Consider the following 16,289-nt stretch of genomic DNA (forward strand, 5'->3'; position numbering starts at 1 on the left):
TCAATCGAGTGCGGACGCTCGCTACCACACAAGCCTCACGTACACCCGAAAGTGATCGGTCGGCTGTCAGGCCGCCATCGCGAGCAAGCTCGCTCCCACAGAAAAGCAGGAGCCAAACAACCCAGCTCCAGCTTTTGCTTCTCACCACTCAACACAATGAGCGTTAGCTCGAGTACCGCTCTTGCCGTGCCGGCCCCTTCGGAAGGCTGAGTGGAGGGATTTATCCGGGGGTGGGAGCGCAGCGACCGTGCGGCGAAGCCGCATGCATCGAGAGGAGGTGCAGCGAAGCAAACCGGAGGCGATGCCCCCGGATGAATCCCGGAGCGAAGGAACCCCGAGCCCCAGCGAGGGGCCGAACGCCGGGGCCAAGCCTTTTGCTTACTTTTTGGCGTTTGAAAAAGTGAGCCGCTGTAAGAGCGGAACCGCCAGCGGCAACACCCGAAGAAACGGATATTCACCCAACCCAACAAGAACCTGGTCGGCCCGAAGGCCGCCACGTTCACTCAGCCTCCGGATCCACCTTGTTCTGAGTCAGGTACCGATTCAAAACATCATCCTGCGAAGGCGTAGAACTATCCCCCGCCACCTGCCACAACCGCCGCTCGATCCCCTGCGCCACCATATGCCCCACCGCAGCCTCAATCGCCGAAAGCACACACAACTGCGCCGGCTCATTAGTCGTATAACCCACCTCAGCCTCGAGCAACTTCTTGAACTCGATAAACTTGAAAATCCCCGCACTGCGCGCCACCGAATAAATCGTCTTGCTGGTCATCACATTCGCCAGCACCTGCCCGCTACGCACATCCACCGCACGCAGGTTCACAGTCACCTGGTCAACGCGATACTCCCGGGAAATATCGATCCCCAGATACCGCGCCCCTTCCCCACCGCTGCGCACGTTGGTGTCGTAAGCGATGATCCCGCCCTCGAGCATCATGTTCGCCGCCTGCAACGGTGGCAGCTCACCCTGAATGTTCACCGGCGTATTCGGCTTCTTCTGCGAGGCGCGAATGATCTTGCGCTCGGTCAACAGGTTCTGCAGCCCTTCACGTTCGAGCACCACAAACCAGCCGCTGGCCTGCATCGCGTCCATCAACATCGACGCCGCGCCTTGGGTGACGCTGGTGGAGAACGAACTGGCCGGCGTCGGCTTGTACTGTCCGGTCTGGTCACGGAAGCCATACACCACCGCCATCAACCGGCCCTTGGGTCGTGGCATGTTCAGCAAATCGTAGTAGGTCGAGGCCCTGGGGGTCAGGGTCGGGGTCTTGGTGTCCTGCTCGGCCGGCATCGGCTCGCGCAGACTGCACCCTTGTAATGCTGCCAACATCAGCCCTAGCGCTATTATTTTTTTCATGTCCATCACTCCCCGGAACCGTCATCCCGTCATGGGTTGAGGCCGTTCACCTGAATTTCAGAAACTTCACCGCTCGCTCGGTCGGTCACCTCGATCGTGAGAGCCCCCGAGTCATCAACGACGTTGACGATAAAAGCGTCGGTGGACAGGCTCCCCGTGTTGCCGGTGGAGATGTTGTCCAGCAGTTGCCCTAGCAACCGCGACTGCAATTGACTGGTGAAGCGCTCGAGTGCCGAAGTGCCGGCCACCGTCGAGCGTTTCTTGAGATCCGGATCGTCGTGGTCGTTTTGCGCCTGGGCGTTGTTGAGCAGCCACGTGCCGTTGAGCGGGTTGCCGCCGAACGACGGGTTGACCGGCGTGTAGACCAGTTCGGTGGCCTGGACGGCCGCAGTGCTGGCAAGCCCGATCAGAAAACCCGAGATCCAGAATCCGCTGCGCCGTGAGAACGTTGTCGTGTTCATAGTTCGTCCTTCTCAAGGTCGGTGGTGTCCTGCAACAAGGCTTCCAGCTTGCGCCGGACGACCTCCAGTCGAACCGAGTCGGCGGCCTCGTAAGCCTCGTCCTTCAGTTCCACGGTGTTCGGCGGCAGGAAGCGCCGATACACCAGGCGTTGTTGATATTCCACGGTTACCAGGCTGCCCCAGCGCGCGTCGGGGCGCTCGCGCACCACCAGGTTGAAATCCATGCGGCTGGTGTCGCGCAGGCGTTCGCTGAACGAGTAGTAAAAGTCGTGGCCGATGTGCGAAATCGTGTCGTCGACGATGAAGCCCATCATTTCGTCTTCCTCTGCGGCCATGGCGCAGGACACCGCCAGCGAGAGGATCAACGCGCACCACCATTTCCCGCTCATGGCTGCAATGCCTGCGGCAGGGCCGACTGGCCTCTGGCCGGGCCCCCGCTGCCAGAGCCGGTACCTTCAAGGAAGGCTTTCTCGGCCACGAACTGCCAGTCCGAATAACGCTGCATGCCTTCGAAATCCGACCACTGCGCCGGGAAGTCCGCCTGCTTCAAAGGCAACTCGGTCGACGGACTGTTGATGCCGGTGATGCGCCCGTCGAAGCCGCGTTGCAGTGCCCACTCACCGCCACCGATCGGGTCCGGATAGAGCTGGCGGATATGGTGACGCGCCTCGGGGAAACGCTCGTCATCGAGCAGCTCCACGAGTTCTTTCGGGTACTGCGCCAGCCCCGGCGAACTGCGGTAGTAGCTGCGCAAGGCCTGGGCGTATTGAGTGCCGACCCAGAGCAATTGCTTCTCGCGATCACGCCGCGACACGGTGGACCACAACTCGCCGGCACTCGCCAGGCCCATGCCCATGATCACGATCAGGAACAGCACGCCCAGGTAGGTGAACCCGCCCTGCTCCGCGCGCTTACCACTCGGAATACTGGCTGCCATCACGCGCCCTCCCGGTAGCTCCGCTCTTGATGTCGGCGACGCCGCCCGCCACGCCGTCCGGCGGCGCGATCAGTACCCATTGATCGCTGCGCTCGGTGATCGGATCTACCGGCGCATTGCGCAGATAACGCATCTCCACCAGTTGCTCGATCGAATCGGGGTAACGCCCGGTGTCGCCGTAGTAATGGTCCAGCGCCTCGCGCATGGCCGACAGACTCTGGTGCAACGTGGTCTCTTTCGAGGTTTCGAGGCTGTTGAAGTAGCGCGGCAAGGCGATGGTCATCAGGGTCGCGATGATCGCCATCACCACCATCAGCTCCAGCAAGGTAAAACCTTTTTCCCGGCGCATGAGAGTCACCACTCGCGGTAAGCGATGCCGTTGAGGCCACGGCCCTTGGCGTGGGAGTAGACGTCGAACACGTCCTCGCCATCGCGCGGGTTCTGGGCCGAGCTGTTGTAGGCGCGCAGGCCCCAACCGCCGTCGTCGTCACGTTTGGCCGGCACCAGCGGATCCCGCGGTATCCGGCGCAGAAAGTAGAACTTCGCACCTTTGGCACTGCGCACGTCGCGCACGCCTTCGACCAGCACTTTGAGGTTCGGTGGATAGCCGCTGCTGTTCAGGGATTTCTCGATGTAACCGGCATCGAACGCCCGCTTGTAGGCGTCGATGCCATCGCGAATCTGATACAGCGCGGTGCGCAGCTCCTGCTCCTTGCCGCGCCGTACCAGGGTCTCGGTCAGCGGCGCGGCCATGCCGGCCAGCAGGCCGATCAGGGCCAGCGTCACCACGACTTCGATCAAGGTAAAACCGCGTTGCGAGGCGTTCATGATCAAGGCTTCTCGATGGTGACGTGCGTGGTTGCCACAGCGGCTTCACCGACGGCGCGAGGCTGTACCGACGGGGCCGGGCTCGACGAAGACTGCAGCGAACGATTCGGTGCCTGAATGTGCATGCTGGTTTCGGTACCGGTCGGGAATTCCATGTCCGACGGGCTCTGATAAGGCAGGTTGCGCACGATCCGTGGAGTGATCGACAGCACCAGTTCCGACTTGCCGATGGTGTCCTTGTTGCTGCCGAACAACCGGCCCAGTCCGGGGATGTCGCCCAGCCCTGGAATCTTGTTGCCTGTGGCGCCATGGTCGTTGCGCATCAGGCCGGCGAGGATCTGGGTTTCGCCGTCATGCAGGCGCAGTGAGGTCTGGGCATTTCGGGTATCGACCTGCACGGGGATCGTGCCCTGGCGAGTCGGTTCCAGCGGCGTGGCGTTACTCACTTCCAGAGCGATCTTGATCGCCACTTCGTTGTTCAGGTGCACGGTCGGTTGCACTTCAAGCTTCAGACCGACGTCGAGGTAGGTGACGCTTTCGGTGATCACCGGGCCTTGGGTGGACGGCACCGAGGTAGCACTGATGATCGGCACGCGCTGACCGATGTGGATGCGCGCCTGTTCGCGGTTGCTGACGCGGATCACCGGGCTGGCCAGGGTGTTGATGTCGTTGTCCTGTGCGTTGATCTTGGCTTGCGGCGACGGCGAGATCGAAATCCGGCTGGAGTTGATGCCTTTGAGTTGATCGAGAATGGTCACCGCCGAGCCGTCGCTGTTGACCACACCGAAGGTGTTCGGCCATTGCAGGCCCAGATCGAGAATGCGCTGAGTGGCGACTTCCATCACTTCCACTTCCAGCACCACTTCCGGGTTGGACTGGTCTTGCGATTGCAGAAGCTTTTCGGCCATGCGGATCGCGTCTTCGGTGTCGCGCATGGTCAGGGTATTGAGGCGTTCGTCGACGAACACATCGCGGGTCTTGAGCATGGTCTTGATCATGTTCAGCGCGGTGTTGGCGTCGATGCTGGTCAGGTAGAAGGTACGCATCACCAGCTCTTGATAATCCTTCAGCTTCTGCGGCGAGTCCGGAAAGATCAGCAAGGTGTTTTCGTTCACCACTTTCTGGTGCAACTGGTTCTGTTGCAGCAGCAGTTGCACGGCGTCTTCGATGCGCACGTCACGCACGAAGATCGTGGCTTTCATGTCCGGACGCAGATCCTTGTCGAAGATGAAATTCAGGCCGGCGACCTGCGACAGCACTTCGAAAATGGTTTTGAGGTTGGCGTCGCGAAACTCCAGGGTCACCGGGCGGTCGAGCCGGGTGCGCAGTTGCGGGTACTGGATGACGTTACGGCTCTGCACCAGACGGATATTGCCTTGCAGCTCCAGCGCGCCTTCGTTGGTCGGATCGAGTTCGAGTACCTGTTTCACCTGACGGTCGGCGCCGTAGATGTCACCGCGACGCAGGTCGCCACGGGCCAGTTCGATTTTCTCGTCCATGCTGCGCAGGTATTCGAGCTGGCGCAGTGCGTCCTGGGCGCGGCGGTTGTTCGGCTCGATGGTCAGCACGCGGTTGTAGGCGGTACGCGCCGAAGCAAAGTCGCGCCGCGAGCGATCGGTGTCGCCGGAGGTCAGCAGCGCGGTAATGGCCTTGGCCCGGCCGCTGTTGAGCAAAAGATGCAGCTCGGTGTCGCGAGGATTCTCCCGCAAGCCTTCTTCGATCCGGGCCAGGCCCGCCTCGTACTGCCCCTGCTCGATCAGGTCGGAAGCCTCCTTGTTGGCGACCTGCGCGGAACTGCACGCGGCCAGCCCGGCGCACAGGCCGAGGCTCATCAGCAAACGGGATCTGTTCATTGCGTACTCCCCACAGACAAGGTCTGCGACAAATGCAAAGGCAGGTAGACCAGGCTCAGTTCCACATCGGAAATCGCCGCGATCTTCCAGGTGTTGTCGATTACATCCCCGTTGCGCACGACGTAGATTTTCTCGCCGTCCTGCAAAAACACTTGCAGGTCGCTGCGGTCATGCAGCCTGCCGACGAACTGGAACGGCACCGGTGGCAGGCTCGGGGCTTGCACCACCGGGGTCGGGTTGACAGCTTGTTCGGTGACCGTGGCCAGGGTCGGTGCGGCCTTCCAGGATTTGCTTGCGAACAGGTCGCCGGCCGGGCTCAGATCCTTGATCGGCGCCGCATTCGTCTTGGCGCTGCTGGCGGGCAAGGCGCCACGGGCGGTGGCTTTCGCCGGGCTGGCCACGGCAACTTCGGTCGAATCCGCTTCGTCGCTCGGCGAGAAATATTCCGGCAACCAGGCCAGCGCCGCCGCCACGCCGAAGAACGCTACCCAGCCGGTTACGCGCTTGGTGTTCATCACGACCTCGACAGGTAGAGGGTCATACGGATCCGGCCGTTGAGGTCGGTGTCGGCAATCTTCTTGCGTTGCAATTCGAGGTCTTCCACCACCACGGCCGGCAACTGGCCGAGCAAGGCATGAAGGAAGCGGCGCAGTTGCGGATAGCTGCCGCGCACCGGGAGCAGGATCTGGTAGCGCGCCAGATGGGTCTTGGGATCGACGCCGAGGGCGTATTCACCGCGCGCCAGGGTGATGTGTTCCTGCGCGGCCAAGGCGTAGATGCGGTCGATGGCGACGGTGGCTTGCGGCTGGGCCGGCAACTTGTTACGAAAATCATCGAGCTGACGCTGTGGTACTACCGGCGGCGCAATGCTGCCGTCCTCGACCTTGGCCAGATACTCGGTAGCTTCCCGGGTTTGCTGACTCAGCTGTTGCAGCGATTGCCAACCCGGCAACAAACCGCCCAGTGCCCAGACCAATGCCGCGATCAGCAGCGCCAGCCCGGCCAGGCCCGGAACACCGAGACCTTGCAGGTATTCGTGAACGATCAGTCTAGGGATTCGCATCGCCCATCTCCCAGGTCGCCGACAGCGTGAATTGCACCGGTTGTTCCGGCGATTTGACGACGATCTCGTGGCTCAGCAGCGATACATCGGAGAGCTCGTCGCTGGCTTCCAGCCGTTTGTGAAAATCGAGCATCGCTTGCAGATCCCGCGCCTCGGCGCTGATCCGCACCTGGCCCTTGCGTGCATCCGGGGTCAGGGTCAGCAAGGCGATGTCGTCGCGCGGCATGGCTTCGAGCATGGCGAACAGGCGTTCCCACGGGCGACGCAGTTGCTGCGAGACCTTGCGCATTTCAGCGAGGTTCTGCGCCTGCTCGCGGGTTTCAGCCGGGCTCAGACTGGTCTTGGTGCTACTGTCGCCAGTGAGCTGACGCTGGGTGTGCTGCAAGTGACCCTGCTGTTGTTCGGCCTGATCGCCGAGGTGCTGCTGCACACCGAAGCACACCAGCGCGAGCAACACACCGCCGCCGAGCAGGCTCCAGCCCAGCGGGCCGGAACGCGGACGTGGCTGGAAGTCGAGGTTCAAGGCGCGCATGTCAGGCCACCGCCCGGGACATGACGTACAAGCCGTCACGCACGGTCATCGAGTCGTCTTCGAGGGTGCGCAGGTGCACTTCGGGAATGTCCGGATGTGCATCGAGGCGCGCCGGGGCGTGCAAGTAAACGTTGAAGGCGCGGTCGCTGGTGGAGGCTTGCAGTTGCCGTTCACGACCGATCAGTGCGCTGAGCGCCGCATCGCTGTCACTGCCGCCCACCGAACGCACCGACGCCCAGCGCCCTTCCCTAGCCAGCAGCAAGACGCTGCGTTGCGGTTCGGCGACCACGAACAGGAAGTCACCGGCGTCCAGGCTTTTGTCGAAGCGGTTGAACGCCGTCATCAGGTACGGCTGCACCGAACGCAGACGCAGGCCGCGATCTTTGACCAATGTGCGCAGGCGTTCGAGCAAGTCTTGCGGCAGCGCACTGGCGACACGGTCGTAACCGGCCGGCTCGGCGGACAACACCAGACTCCAGGGTTGGGTCGGTGCGCCAAACAGGTCTTCGAAGCACAGTTGGGCGAAGCCGCGCAGTTCTTCAGGGCTGCTGATCTGCTCGCTCCACGGCACCAGGCAGAAGCGGCTGAAGTGCCCGGAGATCACCACACTCAGCTCCGCACCGGCGCGGGTGTGTTCGCCAAGCAGACGGTCGAGGGTGTCGAGCGCCACCGCGTAGCTCTGGAAGCCTTCGTCGATGTAGCCGACGCTGCCCAGCCACAGGGTGTCGCTGCCGCGGCGCTGGCCGAGGCCGACACCGCTGGCGCCGAGCACGGCGATAAAATGATCACGCGATAAAAGTGACACGATTGATCTCCTCCAGCGTGGTCCGACCGTGCTCCACCAGCTCCAGCGCCGATTCGCGCAACAGGCGCAAACCACGGGCACAAGCCAGGGCTTTGATCTGGGTGATGGGTTGGCGCTCGACGATCATCTGCCGCAGTTCGTCGTCCAGGTGCAGCAACTCGGCAATCGCCGTGCGCCCGCGATAGCCGCTGCCCCGGCAGTGGCCGCAGCCCTTGCCGTGGACGAAGTGGTAGTGATCGACGTTGTGTGGATCGAGACCCGAGGCGCGCAGCTCTTCATCGCTCGGGTTGACCGGCGTGCTGCAACTGCTGCACACCAGCCGGATCAGGCGCTGGGCGAGAATTGCGTTGAGCGCCGAGACCAGGCTGTAGGGGTCGATTTCCATCTGGGTGAAGCGGCCGATCACGTCGAACACGTTGTTGGCGTGGATGGTGGTGAACACCAGGTGCCCGGTGAGCGCCGACTGCACGGCGATCTGTGCGGTGTCCGGGTCGCGGATTTCGCCGACCATGATCTTGTCCGGGTCGTGGCGCAGGATCGAGCGCAGGCCACGGGCAAACGTCAGGCCTTTTTTCTCGTTGACCGGGATTTGCAATACCCCCGGCAGCTGATATTCCACCGGGTCTTCGATGGTGATGATCTTGTCCACACCGTGGTTGATCTCGGTGATCATCGCGTACAGCGTGGTGGTCTTGCCGCTACCGGTGGGGCCGGTCACCAGCACCATGCCGTAGGGTTCGGCCGCCAGGCGCCGCAACTGGCGCAGGGTTTCGTCTTCGAAGCCCAGCGCTTGCAGCTGCACGCCGCAAACCTTGTCGGCCAAGTCCTGTTTGTCCAGCACCCGCAGTACCGCGTCTTCGCCGAAGATGCTCGGCATGATCGATACCCGGAAGTCGATCTGCCGGCCACTGATACCGATTTTGAAGCGACCGTCCTGAGGCACGCGTTTTTCGCCGATGTCCAGTTCGGCCATGACCTTGACCCGGGAAATCACTTGTTCGGCGAACTCGCTGCCCTGGATCTTGCCGATGTTGTTCAGCACGCCATCGATCCGGTATTTGATTACCAGGCCCTGGCCGGTAGTGCCGAGGTGGATGTCGCTGGCGTGCATTTTCAGCGCGTCGTACAGGGTGGAGTTGACCAGTTTCACCACCACGCTCGAGTCTTCGCTGATGCTGGTCAGCGACAGGCTTTGCAGGGTGTCGGTCTCACTGCCGGCGTCGGCCTGGGCGTTCAGCGATTCGACGGCGTGGAAGCTTTCTTCGTGGCGGGCCAGATAGGCCTTGAGGTCGTCGGCATGCACCAGGTACAGCGGCGCGCCGTGCAGGCATTCATCGATCCAGGCCAGGCGTGCGCTGTCGAACGGGTCGGCAAACACGCCGATGACCTGATCGTTGTGCCGCAGCAGGATGAATTCACGTTTGAGGCATTGCGCGAGGGTGACCCGGTCGAACACCGGGGTCGCCTGGAACAGCGTGTCGGTGTCGAGCACCGGGTAATGCAGGGTGGCACCGAGGCTGGCAATGAACGGCATCGGCGCCAGTTCACACAGCACGGCCAGCGCATCCAGCACCCGCTCCCCGGAGGTGCCGGCCCGTGCGCGGGCCTGGGCCAGTTGCTCACTGGAAAAACGCAGCGGGGCCTGCTCTTGCGACAGGGAACTGACCGACAGCGGTTCGACGACAACGGACAGACGATCCATGGCTTGCTCTCCAACACCCGGGGCTTGAGGCCCTGACGGCGCGGGAGGCGAATTCGGCGAGTGCCGGAACGTCTATCGCGCCATTACTCCCCGGTGAGCATTTGATCGTCGTCCGGTGCCATGACCTCCGACCTGGTCCGTCGGCGATCCGCCAGCACCCAACTGCCATCGTACAACTGCAACGGGAAGCTCTCGGTCCTGCTCTGGCGTCGTTCGACGAACCCCTCTGAAGGGCTCGCACCGGGTTTCGCTTCGCGCTGAACCCCCAGAAGGTCGCAGACAGCTCGGGCCAGTTCCGCCAGTGGAAACGGTTTGAACAGGATGTGACTGACTCCCAGTTGCCGCGCCCGCTCACAGACTTCAGCGGTCGGGTGACCCGTTATCAGCACGAAATGACACGTCCTGTTCTGGCGAACCGCGTCGAGCACCTCGAACCCTTCCATATCGGGCAAGCGGTAATCGAACACCAGCACGTCGGGGGCGAAAGTCTCGGCCTGGCCGATTCCCTCTGCGCCGTCATGTGCAATCCGGACTTCCAGCCCTTGCGCCGACAGATAATCCTGAAGGTTCTGTGCAAGCAGCTGTTCGTCTTCGACAACCAGTACTTTGTTAACCAAGGTGTACTCCCTGAAACCGCAAGTGCCGGCAATTGAAATTCAATGACCCGAACCTGCTGAAGTGCCCCTCGCAAGAGGTAACGCACACTTCATGCCAGGCTGAGTGCCGGTAAATTTTTGTCTTCATGTCCTTGAATTGATTGGAAATGCCCGCTCGTCCTGATCCCCCGTTCCCCAGAAACGGGGAAGCACCTGAATGGGCATCGAAGCCATTCCCCACTTTTGGGGGGAACCTTCATTCGTCGTCAATTCGTTCGATCCTGTTCTGCGCCCGCAATTGCGCGAGCACCTGACGACGAGCCTCGGACTGTTGCTGTCGGGCGAGGTACGCCCTGACTGATTCCAGCCCTTGCTCCTCTGGGACATCGGCCGCCTCCTTGTGGTTCTCGACAAAAATCAAATGCCAGCCGAACGGTGATCGTACCGCCTCGCTGACCTGGCCAGGTTTGAGGGCAAACGCCGCCGCTTCGAAGGCCGGCACCATTTGCCCACGGGCGAAATACCCCAGGTCGCCGCCCTGGCTGGCGGTGACGTCTTGCGAACCCGATTTAGCGACGCTAGCAAAGGTTTGCCCCTCAGCGATAGCGGCACGCAACTCCATCAAGCGTAGCCGTGCAGCTTCAACCGTGGCGGCATCGGCATCCGCCGCGACCTTGATCAGGATGTGCCGGGCCTGCACCTGCTCTGGCGTGCCCATTTCAGCCCGGTGTTCCTCATAAAATGCGCGCACTTGCTGCTCGCTCGGCCCATCGATTTTGGTCAGCTCGGCGAAGATCTGCTGCGCCGCGAGTTCGCGGCGGGTGTATTCGGTGAACGAGGCCTCATCGAAACCGGCATCCTGCAAACGCTGGAGGAATTTATCGGTGCCGCCGATGGCGGTGCGGGTCTGTTCGACCTGTTCACGCACGGCTTGCTCATCGATTTTCACCCCGCGCTTGCGCGATTCCTGCCAGAGCAGTTCCTTGTCGATCAGCGTGTCCAGCGCGGCCTGACGCAGTTGTTTATAGGCTTTGGGGTTGCGGATGCTCGCCACGGCGCGGCCCTGATCCTCCAGGTACTCGGCGAAAAAGCGTTCCAGGCGGAACTCGGAAATCGCCTCGCCATTGACCCGGGCGGCCACCGGCTCATTGTTCGCCAGCGCCACCGGCAACCAGCATGTCAGCAGCAAACACAGGGTTTTGAGCTTCATGATCAGGGCCTCCGGTCAGGGTGTGGCAATAATCGGTTTGTAAGGAGCGACCAGATAAAAGTGCTGGTCGGGCAAGTCGACGGTAACCACATGCGCCCCGCTGAGACCCAATCGTCGGCCGGGGCCGAAGCTGAGCCGCGGGGTCAGGCCGGTGTCGAAGTCGTGCAGACCTTCGAGCGCCGCCACCAGTTTTTCGCGGCTGGCATCGCGGCCGGCCTGCTTCATGCCTTCGCTGAACAACAGCATCGAGGCGTAGGCGCCGACTTGCAGCACCGCATGCTGGGCGCCGAGGCCCTGATGTTCGCGCAACAATGTCAACGCCATCCGCCCGGCCTGGGTCCAGTCGCTGGGCACGAATGGATAAGCCAGAAACACCCGTCGGGAAAAACCTTCCGGCACTTGCAGCAGGTCCCCTGCCACCTGGCTGGATGCAGCGAACAGGTACGGCACCTGACCGGCGTTCTGCAAACCGGTCGCCAGACGACTGAAACCACCGCCGCTGCCCAGGTAAAACACCGAACGCGACCCCAGCGGCAAGCTGTCCGTTGCAGAGTCGTAAGTTTGCAGATGGATTTTTTGCCAGCCGTGATCCTTTAGATAACCGCCCAGCGCCTGCGCCGCCTGCACCTGCGCGGGGTCGTCGGGATAAGCAATCAGCGTCGGTCCTTGCAGCACCCGCAGACTGGCGGCGGCGTAGTCCGCCAGCGCGATCAACTGTTCGCGCAGACCCGGCAGCGGTTCGAAAATCTGCGGGCTGGCCTGCACCGGGCCGAGCAGCGACATGGCGCCGATCAGCGGCACACCGGACTGTTCCAGACGTGGCGCCAGTTCGCTGTCCAGTGCCGGGGCCAGCGGTGCGATCAAGGCAAAGACTTTCTCCTCCTCGATCAGCCGTTGCAGGGCCTGTTCAGCGCTGGCGCGATCCGGGCCGGGATCGGCCACGGTCAGGCGCAACTGCCGGCCGTGAATGCCACCGGCCTGATTGATCCGCGCGACGCTGCCGTTGAGCACCGCCGCGATGGTTGCGCCCTCCTCGGCCAGCGGCCCCTGGCTGGGCAGCAAGGTGCCCAAGTGCAAGGTCTGATCATCGAGCCCAGGATCGCGATCTTCGGCCAGGCGTTTGAGGTACGCCGTGAGGTTGCGCTGATCCTTCATCGACAGCAGAAAGCGCGGCATGCTCGGGTCGAGGCGATTGTTGCCGGGGTCGCGGCCCTGCTGGATCACCCGCGCCAGACTGCTGTCGGTGTAGGCCGGGTAATTGCGGCCGTTGACCTGCTGCTGACCGTGGATGCTGGTCAGCCGCGACCAGTTCAATTCCGGCGGACGCACCCCGCCTTCGGGCCGGCCGAGGCCGTCGGCGCCGTGGCAATTGGCGCACGGCAGGCTGGTGGCCGGCAGCAACACATCCGCCGCGCCGACCCGCGCCATGATCGGCTCACCGCTGGCAGACAAGCCTTCGCGGTACAGGCGCTTGCCGGCGCTTTCTTCATCAGTCAGCGGCAACGCGGCCGCGCCGAGACTGACGCCAGCGAGCAGGATCAGGGCGAGGACGCGGCGCAGGTTCATGGCGCGGACTCAGCGGCCGGCCACGGGCATTGTCAGCAACTGCAAGCGCTGGGCAATGGCGGCAGCCGGGGCATCGGGACGGATTTTGCTCCAGCGTTTGTTGGCGACGTCGCCGACGATCAGCTGGGTCGAGTGCTGCTCGGGCGTCGGTACGATCTGCCCGATGCGGCCCAGCACCAGGTCCATCTGCGCCTTGTCGCCGGTGAGAAAAAGCCAGTGAGGGTCATCGGCGCCCTGCTTCAAGGTGTAAGCCTTGAGCACCGCCGGCGTGTCGCGCAGCGGATCACTGGTAAGGGAAATGAAGGTGATGCCGTCGGCCTTGTCGCCCAGCAGCTCGCGGACTTCCTTGAGCTTGCGGGTAATCAGCGGGCAGGCGTCGTTACAACTGGTGAAGATCACATTGAGCAGCACCACGCGGTTGTGCAGCGCATCGCTGTAGAAACGCTGGACATCGCCGTGCTGATCCAGCAGCGGCGTGTCGGTGAACCAGGTTTTCGCGTCGTGAGTACCTTTCGCCGGTGCAGGCGCAGCGCTGGCCGTTGCCGGTGCGGGCTGCTCGTGGCCTTCGTGAGCCAGGGCCATGGCGCTGAAAATCCAGAAACAAACCGTCAGGGTGACCCAGTCCAGGGTTCTCATGGTTGTTGCTCCATGGCAATCGCGGTGTGTTTGGCGTGGGTGCGCAGGCCGCTGAGTTTCTCGACTTCCTTGGCCAGCAGTGCCGGGTCGGTGAAGCCGTAATAGCGCGTCCAGTGGCGACTGTTGCCGTCACCGACGAGGATCAGCGGCTGATGATTCTTGAAGTCACCGCTGAAACTGCCGAGGCCCTTGAGGGTGGCCGTGATCGATTGCGGCGAACCGGTGAGCCAGCTCCAGCCCGGGCCTTTCTGGAAGGTGCGGGCGTAATCCTGCAGACGTTTCGGGTCGTCGCGCTGCGGGTCGATGCTGATCGATACCAGTTGCACTTCGCCGCCCACGCGGGAGCCAAGCTGTTTCTGCACCTTGCCCATGATCGACGAGACCACCGGGCACACCGTGGTGCAACTGGTGTAGATGAAACTCATGACGACGATTTTGTTGCGCACCAGATCCTGCTCCAGACGCACGGTCTTGCCGTTCTGGTCGAGCAACGGCACGTCGGCGAATTTGACCTGGGCGTGCTCTTGCGTACTGGCGGCGGGCGCCTTGTGCCCGGCATGCTCGTCCGCCGAATGGGCCTGGGCTTGATGGATGCCGACGGCCAACAGGCAAAGGGTCAACACACCACGGGATGCAAATCGGTTCATGTTCTTTTCCTCGTCACTGAGTCTGGCCGGGCAGCACCCGGACACTGGCAAATGTCTTGTCGTCGAAACCGGCGCCCAACGATGCCGCGCGCACATGCAGGTACCAGGCGCCGCTGCGGTCGAGGGTCACCGGCGCTTCGTACACGCCGTCGGCGACTTCCAGTGCGGCCACTTCACGGGGCCGGGAAGTCGGCGCGAGGAAGTAGCGCAACTGCACGTCCTTCACGCCGCTGCGTTGAATCTTCTGTTTGCCCTGGACGATGCGGAAGCGCACCACGTAAGGGTCGTTGAGGGCCACGGCGGTCTTGTCCAGCAGGAACTCGACTTTTGGTGCACCCACGTGTTTTTCGGTCGCGCCGTCGGGCGCCACCAGCGCGGTGAAGCAATGAATGATGTTCGGCTGGTTGAGCAGGAACGCCACGTCGAAGCGCCCCGCCGCCGGCAGTTTCACCCGGGCGCTGTAGAGCCCCGGCGACACTTCGCGCAGGCTGCGGTCGATGACCAGCGCGGCGCGGGCGATTTGCCCCCGGTTGGGGTAACCGGACATCGGCGCGTTCATGCCTTCGGCGTAGAAGTAGGTGGTGTTGTCCACCGGATTCACCACGAACACCGCGTTGTCATCGCGCGATACGGCGAGGCTCGAGGCCAGCGGCAGATCCCCGGCCAGCCGTGGCGGCTGCGGCCCGGCTTCAAAACCCTGGGTAATCGGCTGACGCCCTTCGCCCAGCGATGACAGGTTGATCATGGTGACTTTCGGCGAGGCCAGTCCACGCACATAGGCGTAGGCCTGGGTGAACACCACTTGATAGGGTTCGGCCGAGACTTCCAGATCATGGATCGCCGAATCGTTGGCCGCGTCGATGACCGAAGCGCGGTTCTCCACCGTGTTCAGCACCACGCCGAAACGACCGTCGCCACTGAAGCCCATCGGGCCGAGGCCCTGTTGCAGCTTGATCACCCGGCGTACGGCGCGGCTGTTGCTGTCGATCACGGTGACGGTGCCGTCCTTGCCATCGGCCACGTACACCGCGCCGGACAACGGCGAGTAGGCCACCGACAACGGGCTGGAACCGGTCTTGACCTGTTGCAGCAGGCTCAGGCTGGCGATGTCGATGACACTGAGGGTGCCGTCGTCGCGGTTGCTGACGAAGGCGAAACGGCTGTCCTTGCTGAAGGTGATTTCGTGATGGCCGCGACCGGTCGCCAGGTGTTTCAGCGGTTTGAGGCTCTGGGTGTCGATCACCGTGACGCCGGACTCTTCAGTCTTGCTCGCGTTGTTGCCGACCCACAGCAGGCGCTCATCCGGTTGCAGCGCCACACGCACCGGTTGGCTGCCGGCGGCCACCGAGTCGAGGACCTTGAATTGCTCGCTGTCGATCACCGCCACTTCCCCCGCCGTCGGCATCGACACGAAGACCTTTTTGTTGTCCTTGGGCGTGACCCAGTCCATCGGTGATTGCTTGAGTTCGATCCGCGCCAAAGTGCTGGTGATGCCTCCCACCGAGACTGACGGATCGACCACCGAAACGCTGGCATCGCGGTTCATCACCAACAGGAAATAGCTGTTGAGGTCGAGCAGCGGCCGCGCGCCGATATTGGATTTCAGGAACGTGCCTACCCGCGACTTGCAGCTCTGATCGCGGCCCTGGGCCTGATCGGCAGCAAGGGTTTGCGGATCGATCCAGGCCCCCGGTGCTACACCGGACAACGGCTGGCCGGTCGCGCCATCGGTGACACGAAACTGCACGTCGGCGAACTCACCCTCACGCAACTGGCCGTCGCTGGCCAGCGGCTTCAGATCGAAGGCGATCGACACACCGTCGCGGGTCAGCACCTGCCCGGCGCCGGTTTGCGCCAGAGCAATCTCACTCAGCGTGAGCAGCGCGCCGGCCATCGCCAGCAGGCAGACGCCGATGATGTTGATGATCCTGTTCATGTCGCTCTCCCCTGACACATTGTCCGAAACACCACCGCCCTGTGGGAGCGAGCTTGCTCGCGAAGGCGTCAGACGCCTCACCCCTCGAAACCGAGTTGCTTTCATTCGCGAGCAAGCTCGCTCCCACAGTTTTTGCATCCACCGATCCATCGCATTC

At 62.8% G+C, this 16,289-nt stretch carries 18 protein-coding genes; all 18 read right to left on the reverse strand.

Annotation, left to right across the window (positions count from 1 at the left end; genetic code table 11):
- Positions 1–499 precede the first annotated feature (499 nt).
- On the reverse strand, positions 500–1,360 hold the full coding sequence (locus tag CAF63_RS22600; protein WP_085689024.1) for a CsgG/HfaB family protein: 861 nt from the start codon (positions 1,358–1,360) through the stop codon (positions 500–502).
- 29 nt (positions 1,361–1,389) lie between these two features.
- Positions 1,390–1,821 carry a curli assembly protein CsgF gene (locus tag CAF63_RS22605; RefSeq protein ID WP_085689027.1) on the reverse strand — a complete coding sequence of 144 codons (432 nt, stop codon included), beginning with the start codon at positions 1,819–1,821 and terminating at the stop codon, positions 1,390–1,392.
- A complete protein-coding gene (gene csgE / locus CAF63_RS22610) occupies positions 1,818–2,210 on the reverse strand; it encodes a curli production assembly/transport protein CsgE (RefSeq protein ID WP_085689030.1) in 393 nt (130 codons plus the stop codon). The genes CAF63_RS22605 and csgE overlap by 4 nt, the downstream gene beginning before the upstream one ends.
- Positions 2,207–2,758 carry a type II secretion system protein gene (locus CAF63_RS22615; protein ID WP_085689034.1) on the reverse strand — a complete coding sequence of 184 codons (552 nt, stop codon included), beginning with the start codon at positions 2,756–2,758 and terminating at the stop codon, positions 2,207–2,209. The genes csgE and CAF63_RS22615 overlap by 4 nt, the downstream gene beginning before the upstream one ends.
- The gene (locus tag CAF63_RS22620; RefSeq protein ID WP_085689036.1) at positions 2,733–3,107 is read right to left on the reverse strand and encodes a type II secretion system protein; all 375 of its coding nucleotides are present in this window, start codon (positions 3,105–3,107) and stop codon (positions 2,733–2,735) included. The genes CAF63_RS22615 and CAF63_RS22620 overlap by 26 nt, the downstream gene beginning before the upstream one ends.
- 5 nt (positions 3,108–3,112) lie before the next feature.
- Entirely contained in the window at positions 3,113–3,586 is a 474-nt protein-coding gene (locus tag CAF63_RS22625; RefSeq protein WP_085689039.1) for a type II secretion system protein, read from the reverse strand.
- Between the two features lie 2 nt (positions 3,587–3,588).
- On the reverse strand, positions 3,589–5,439 hold the full coding sequence (locus CAF63_RS22630) for a secretin N-terminal domain-containing protein (protein ID WP_085689044.1): 1,851 nt from the start codon (positions 5,437–5,439) through the stop codon (positions 3,589–3,591).
- Positions 5,436–5,954 carry a hypothetical protein gene (locus tag CAF63_RS22635; protein WP_085689047.1) on the reverse strand — a complete coding sequence of 173 codons (519 nt, stop codon included), beginning with the start codon at positions 5,952–5,954 and terminating at the stop codon, positions 5,436–5,438. The genes CAF63_RS22630 and CAF63_RS22635 overlap by 4 nt, the downstream gene beginning before the upstream one ends.
- Complete coding sequence (locus tag CAF63_RS22640) at positions 5,954–6,502, reverse strand: GspMb/PilO family protein (RefSeq protein ID WP_085689050.1); 549 nt, start codon at positions 6,500–6,502, stop codon at positions 5,954–5,956. The genes CAF63_RS22635 and CAF63_RS22640 overlap by 1 nt, the downstream gene beginning before the upstream one ends.
- Positions 6,489–7,034 carry a PilN domain-containing protein gene (locus CAF63_RS22645; protein WP_085689053.1) on the reverse strand — a complete coding sequence of 182 codons (546 nt, stop codon included), beginning with the start codon at positions 7,032–7,034 and terminating at the stop codon, positions 6,489–6,491. Before CAF63_RS22645 ends, CAF63_RS22640 begins: the two co-directional genes overlap by 14 nt.
- A 1-nt stretch (position 7,035) precedes the next feature.
- Complete coding sequence (locus CAF63_RS22650; RefSeq protein ID WP_085689056.1) at positions 7,036–7,839, reverse strand: hypothetical protein; 804 nt, start codon at positions 7,837–7,839, stop codon at positions 7,036–7,038.
- The gene (locus CAF63_RS22655; RefSeq protein ID WP_085689059.1) at positions 7,820–9,541 is read right to left on the reverse strand and encodes a GspE/PulE family protein; all 1,722 of its coding nucleotides are present in this window, start codon (positions 9,539–9,541) and stop codon (positions 7,820–7,822) included. The genes CAF63_RS22650 and CAF63_RS22655 overlap by 20 nt, the downstream gene beginning before the upstream one ends.
- A gap of 83 nt (positions 9,542–9,624) precedes the next feature.
- The gene (locus tag CAF63_RS22660; protein ID WP_085689062.1) at positions 9,625–10,158 is read right to left on the reverse strand and encodes a response regulator; all 534 of its coding nucleotides are present in this window, start codon (positions 10,156–10,158) and stop codon (positions 9,625–9,627) included.
- Positions 10,159–10,393: 235 nt separating this feature from the next.
- Positions 10,394–11,347: a peptidylprolyl isomerase gene (locus CAF63_RS22665; protein ID WP_085689064.1), complete on the reverse strand. Its 954-nt coding sequence runs from the start codon at positions 11,345–11,347 to the stop codon at positions 10,394–10,396.
- A gap of 15 nt (positions 11,348–11,362) precedes the next feature.
- A complete protein-coding gene (locus tag CAF63_RS22670; protein WP_085689067.1) occupies positions 11,363–12,913 on the reverse strand; it encodes an ABC transporter substrate-binding protein in 1,551 nt (516 codons plus the stop codon).
- A gap of 9 nt (positions 12,914–12,922) precedes the next feature.
- Positions 12,923–13,549, reverse strand: a complete 627-nt coding sequence (locus tag CAF63_RS22675) for an SCO family protein (protein ID WP_085689070.1) — start codon at positions 13,547–13,549, stop codon at positions 12,923–12,925.
- The gene (locus CAF63_RS22680) at positions 13,546–14,196 is read right to left on the reverse strand and encodes an SCO family protein (RefSeq protein WP_085689072.1); all 651 of its coding nucleotides are present in this window, start codon (positions 14,194–14,196) and stop codon (positions 13,546–13,548) included. The genes CAF63_RS22675 and CAF63_RS22680 overlap by 4 nt, the downstream gene beginning before the upstream one ends.
- Positions 14,197–14,209: 13 nt before the next feature.
- Positions 14,210–16,132: a YncE family protein gene (locus tag CAF63_RS22685; protein WP_085689075.1), complete on the reverse strand. Its 1,923-nt coding sequence runs from the start codon at positions 16,130–16,132 to the stop codon at positions 14,210–14,212.
- Positions 16,133–16,289 lie beyond the last annotated feature (157 nt).

The organism is Pseudomonas sp. B20(2017), assembly GCF_002113125.1.
Taxonomy (GTDB): Bacteria; Pseudomonadota; Gammaproteobacteria; order Pseudomonadales; family Pseudomonadaceae; genus Aquipseudomonas.

Coding starts and splice junctions, on each gene's coding strand:
- CAF63_RS22640 (WP_085689050.1), bottom strand. CDS start 6,502: ATGCGAATCCCTAGACTGATCGTTCACGAATACCTGCAAGGTCTCGGT.
- CAF63_RS22615 (WP_085689034.1), bottom strand. CDS start 2,758: ATGGCAGCCAGTATTCCGAGTGGTAAGCGCGCGGAGCAGGGCGGGTTC.
- CAF63_RS22630 (WP_085689044.1), bottom strand. CDS start 5,439: ATGAACAGATCCCGTTTGCTGATGAGCCTCGGCCTGTGCGCCGGGCTG.
- csgE (WP_085689030.1), bottom strand. CDS start 2,210: ATGAGCGGGAAATGGTGGTGCGCGTTGATCCTCTCGCTGGCGGTGTCC.
- CAF63_RS22600 (WP_085689024.1), bottom strand. CDS start 1,360: ATGAAAAAAATAATAGCGCTAGGGCTGATGTTGGCAGCATTACAAGGG.
- CAF63_RS22685 (WP_085689075.1), bottom strand. CDS start 16,132: ATGAACAGGATCATCAACATCATCGGCGTCTGCCTGCTGGCGATGGCC.
- CAF63_RS22625 (WP_085689039.1), bottom strand. CDS start 3,586: ATGAACGCCTCGCAACGCGGTTTTACCTTGATCGAAGTCGTGGTGACG.
- CAF63_RS22635 (WP_085689047.1), bottom strand. CDS start 5,954: ATGAACACCAAGCGCGTAACCGGCTGGGTAGCGTTCTTCGGCGTGGCG.
- CAF63_RS22670 (WP_085689067.1), bottom strand. CDS start 12,913: ATGAACCTGCGCCGCGTCCTCGCCCTGATCCTGCTCGCTGGCGTCAGT.
- CAF63_RS22665 (WP_085689064.1), bottom strand. CDS start 11,347: ATGAAGCTCAAAACCCTGTGTTTGCTGCTGACATGCTGGTTGCCGGTG.
- CAF63_RS22620 (WP_085689036.1), bottom strand. CDS start 3,107: ATGCGCCGGGAAAAAGGTTTTACCTTGCTGGAGCTGATGGTGGTGATG.
- CAF63_RS22605 (WP_085689027.1), bottom strand. CDS start 1,821: ATGAACACGACAACGTTCTCACGGCGCAGCGGATTCTGGATCTCGGGT.
- CAF63_RS22655 (WP_085689059.1), bottom strand. CDS start 9,541: ATGGATCGTCTGTCCGTTGTCGTCGAACCGCTGTCGGTCAGTTCCCTG.
- CAF63_RS22680 (WP_085689072.1), bottom strand. CDS start 14,196: ATGAACCGATTTGCATCCCGTGGTGTGTTGACCCTTTGCCTGTTGGCC.
- CAF63_RS22645 (WP_085689053.1), bottom strand. CDS start 7,034: ATGCGCGCCTTGAACCTCGACTTCCAGCCACGTCCGCGTTCCGGCCCG.
- CAF63_RS22675 (WP_085689070.1), bottom strand. CDS start 13,549: ATGAGAACCCTGGACTGGGTCACCCTGACGGTTTGTTTCTGGATTTTC.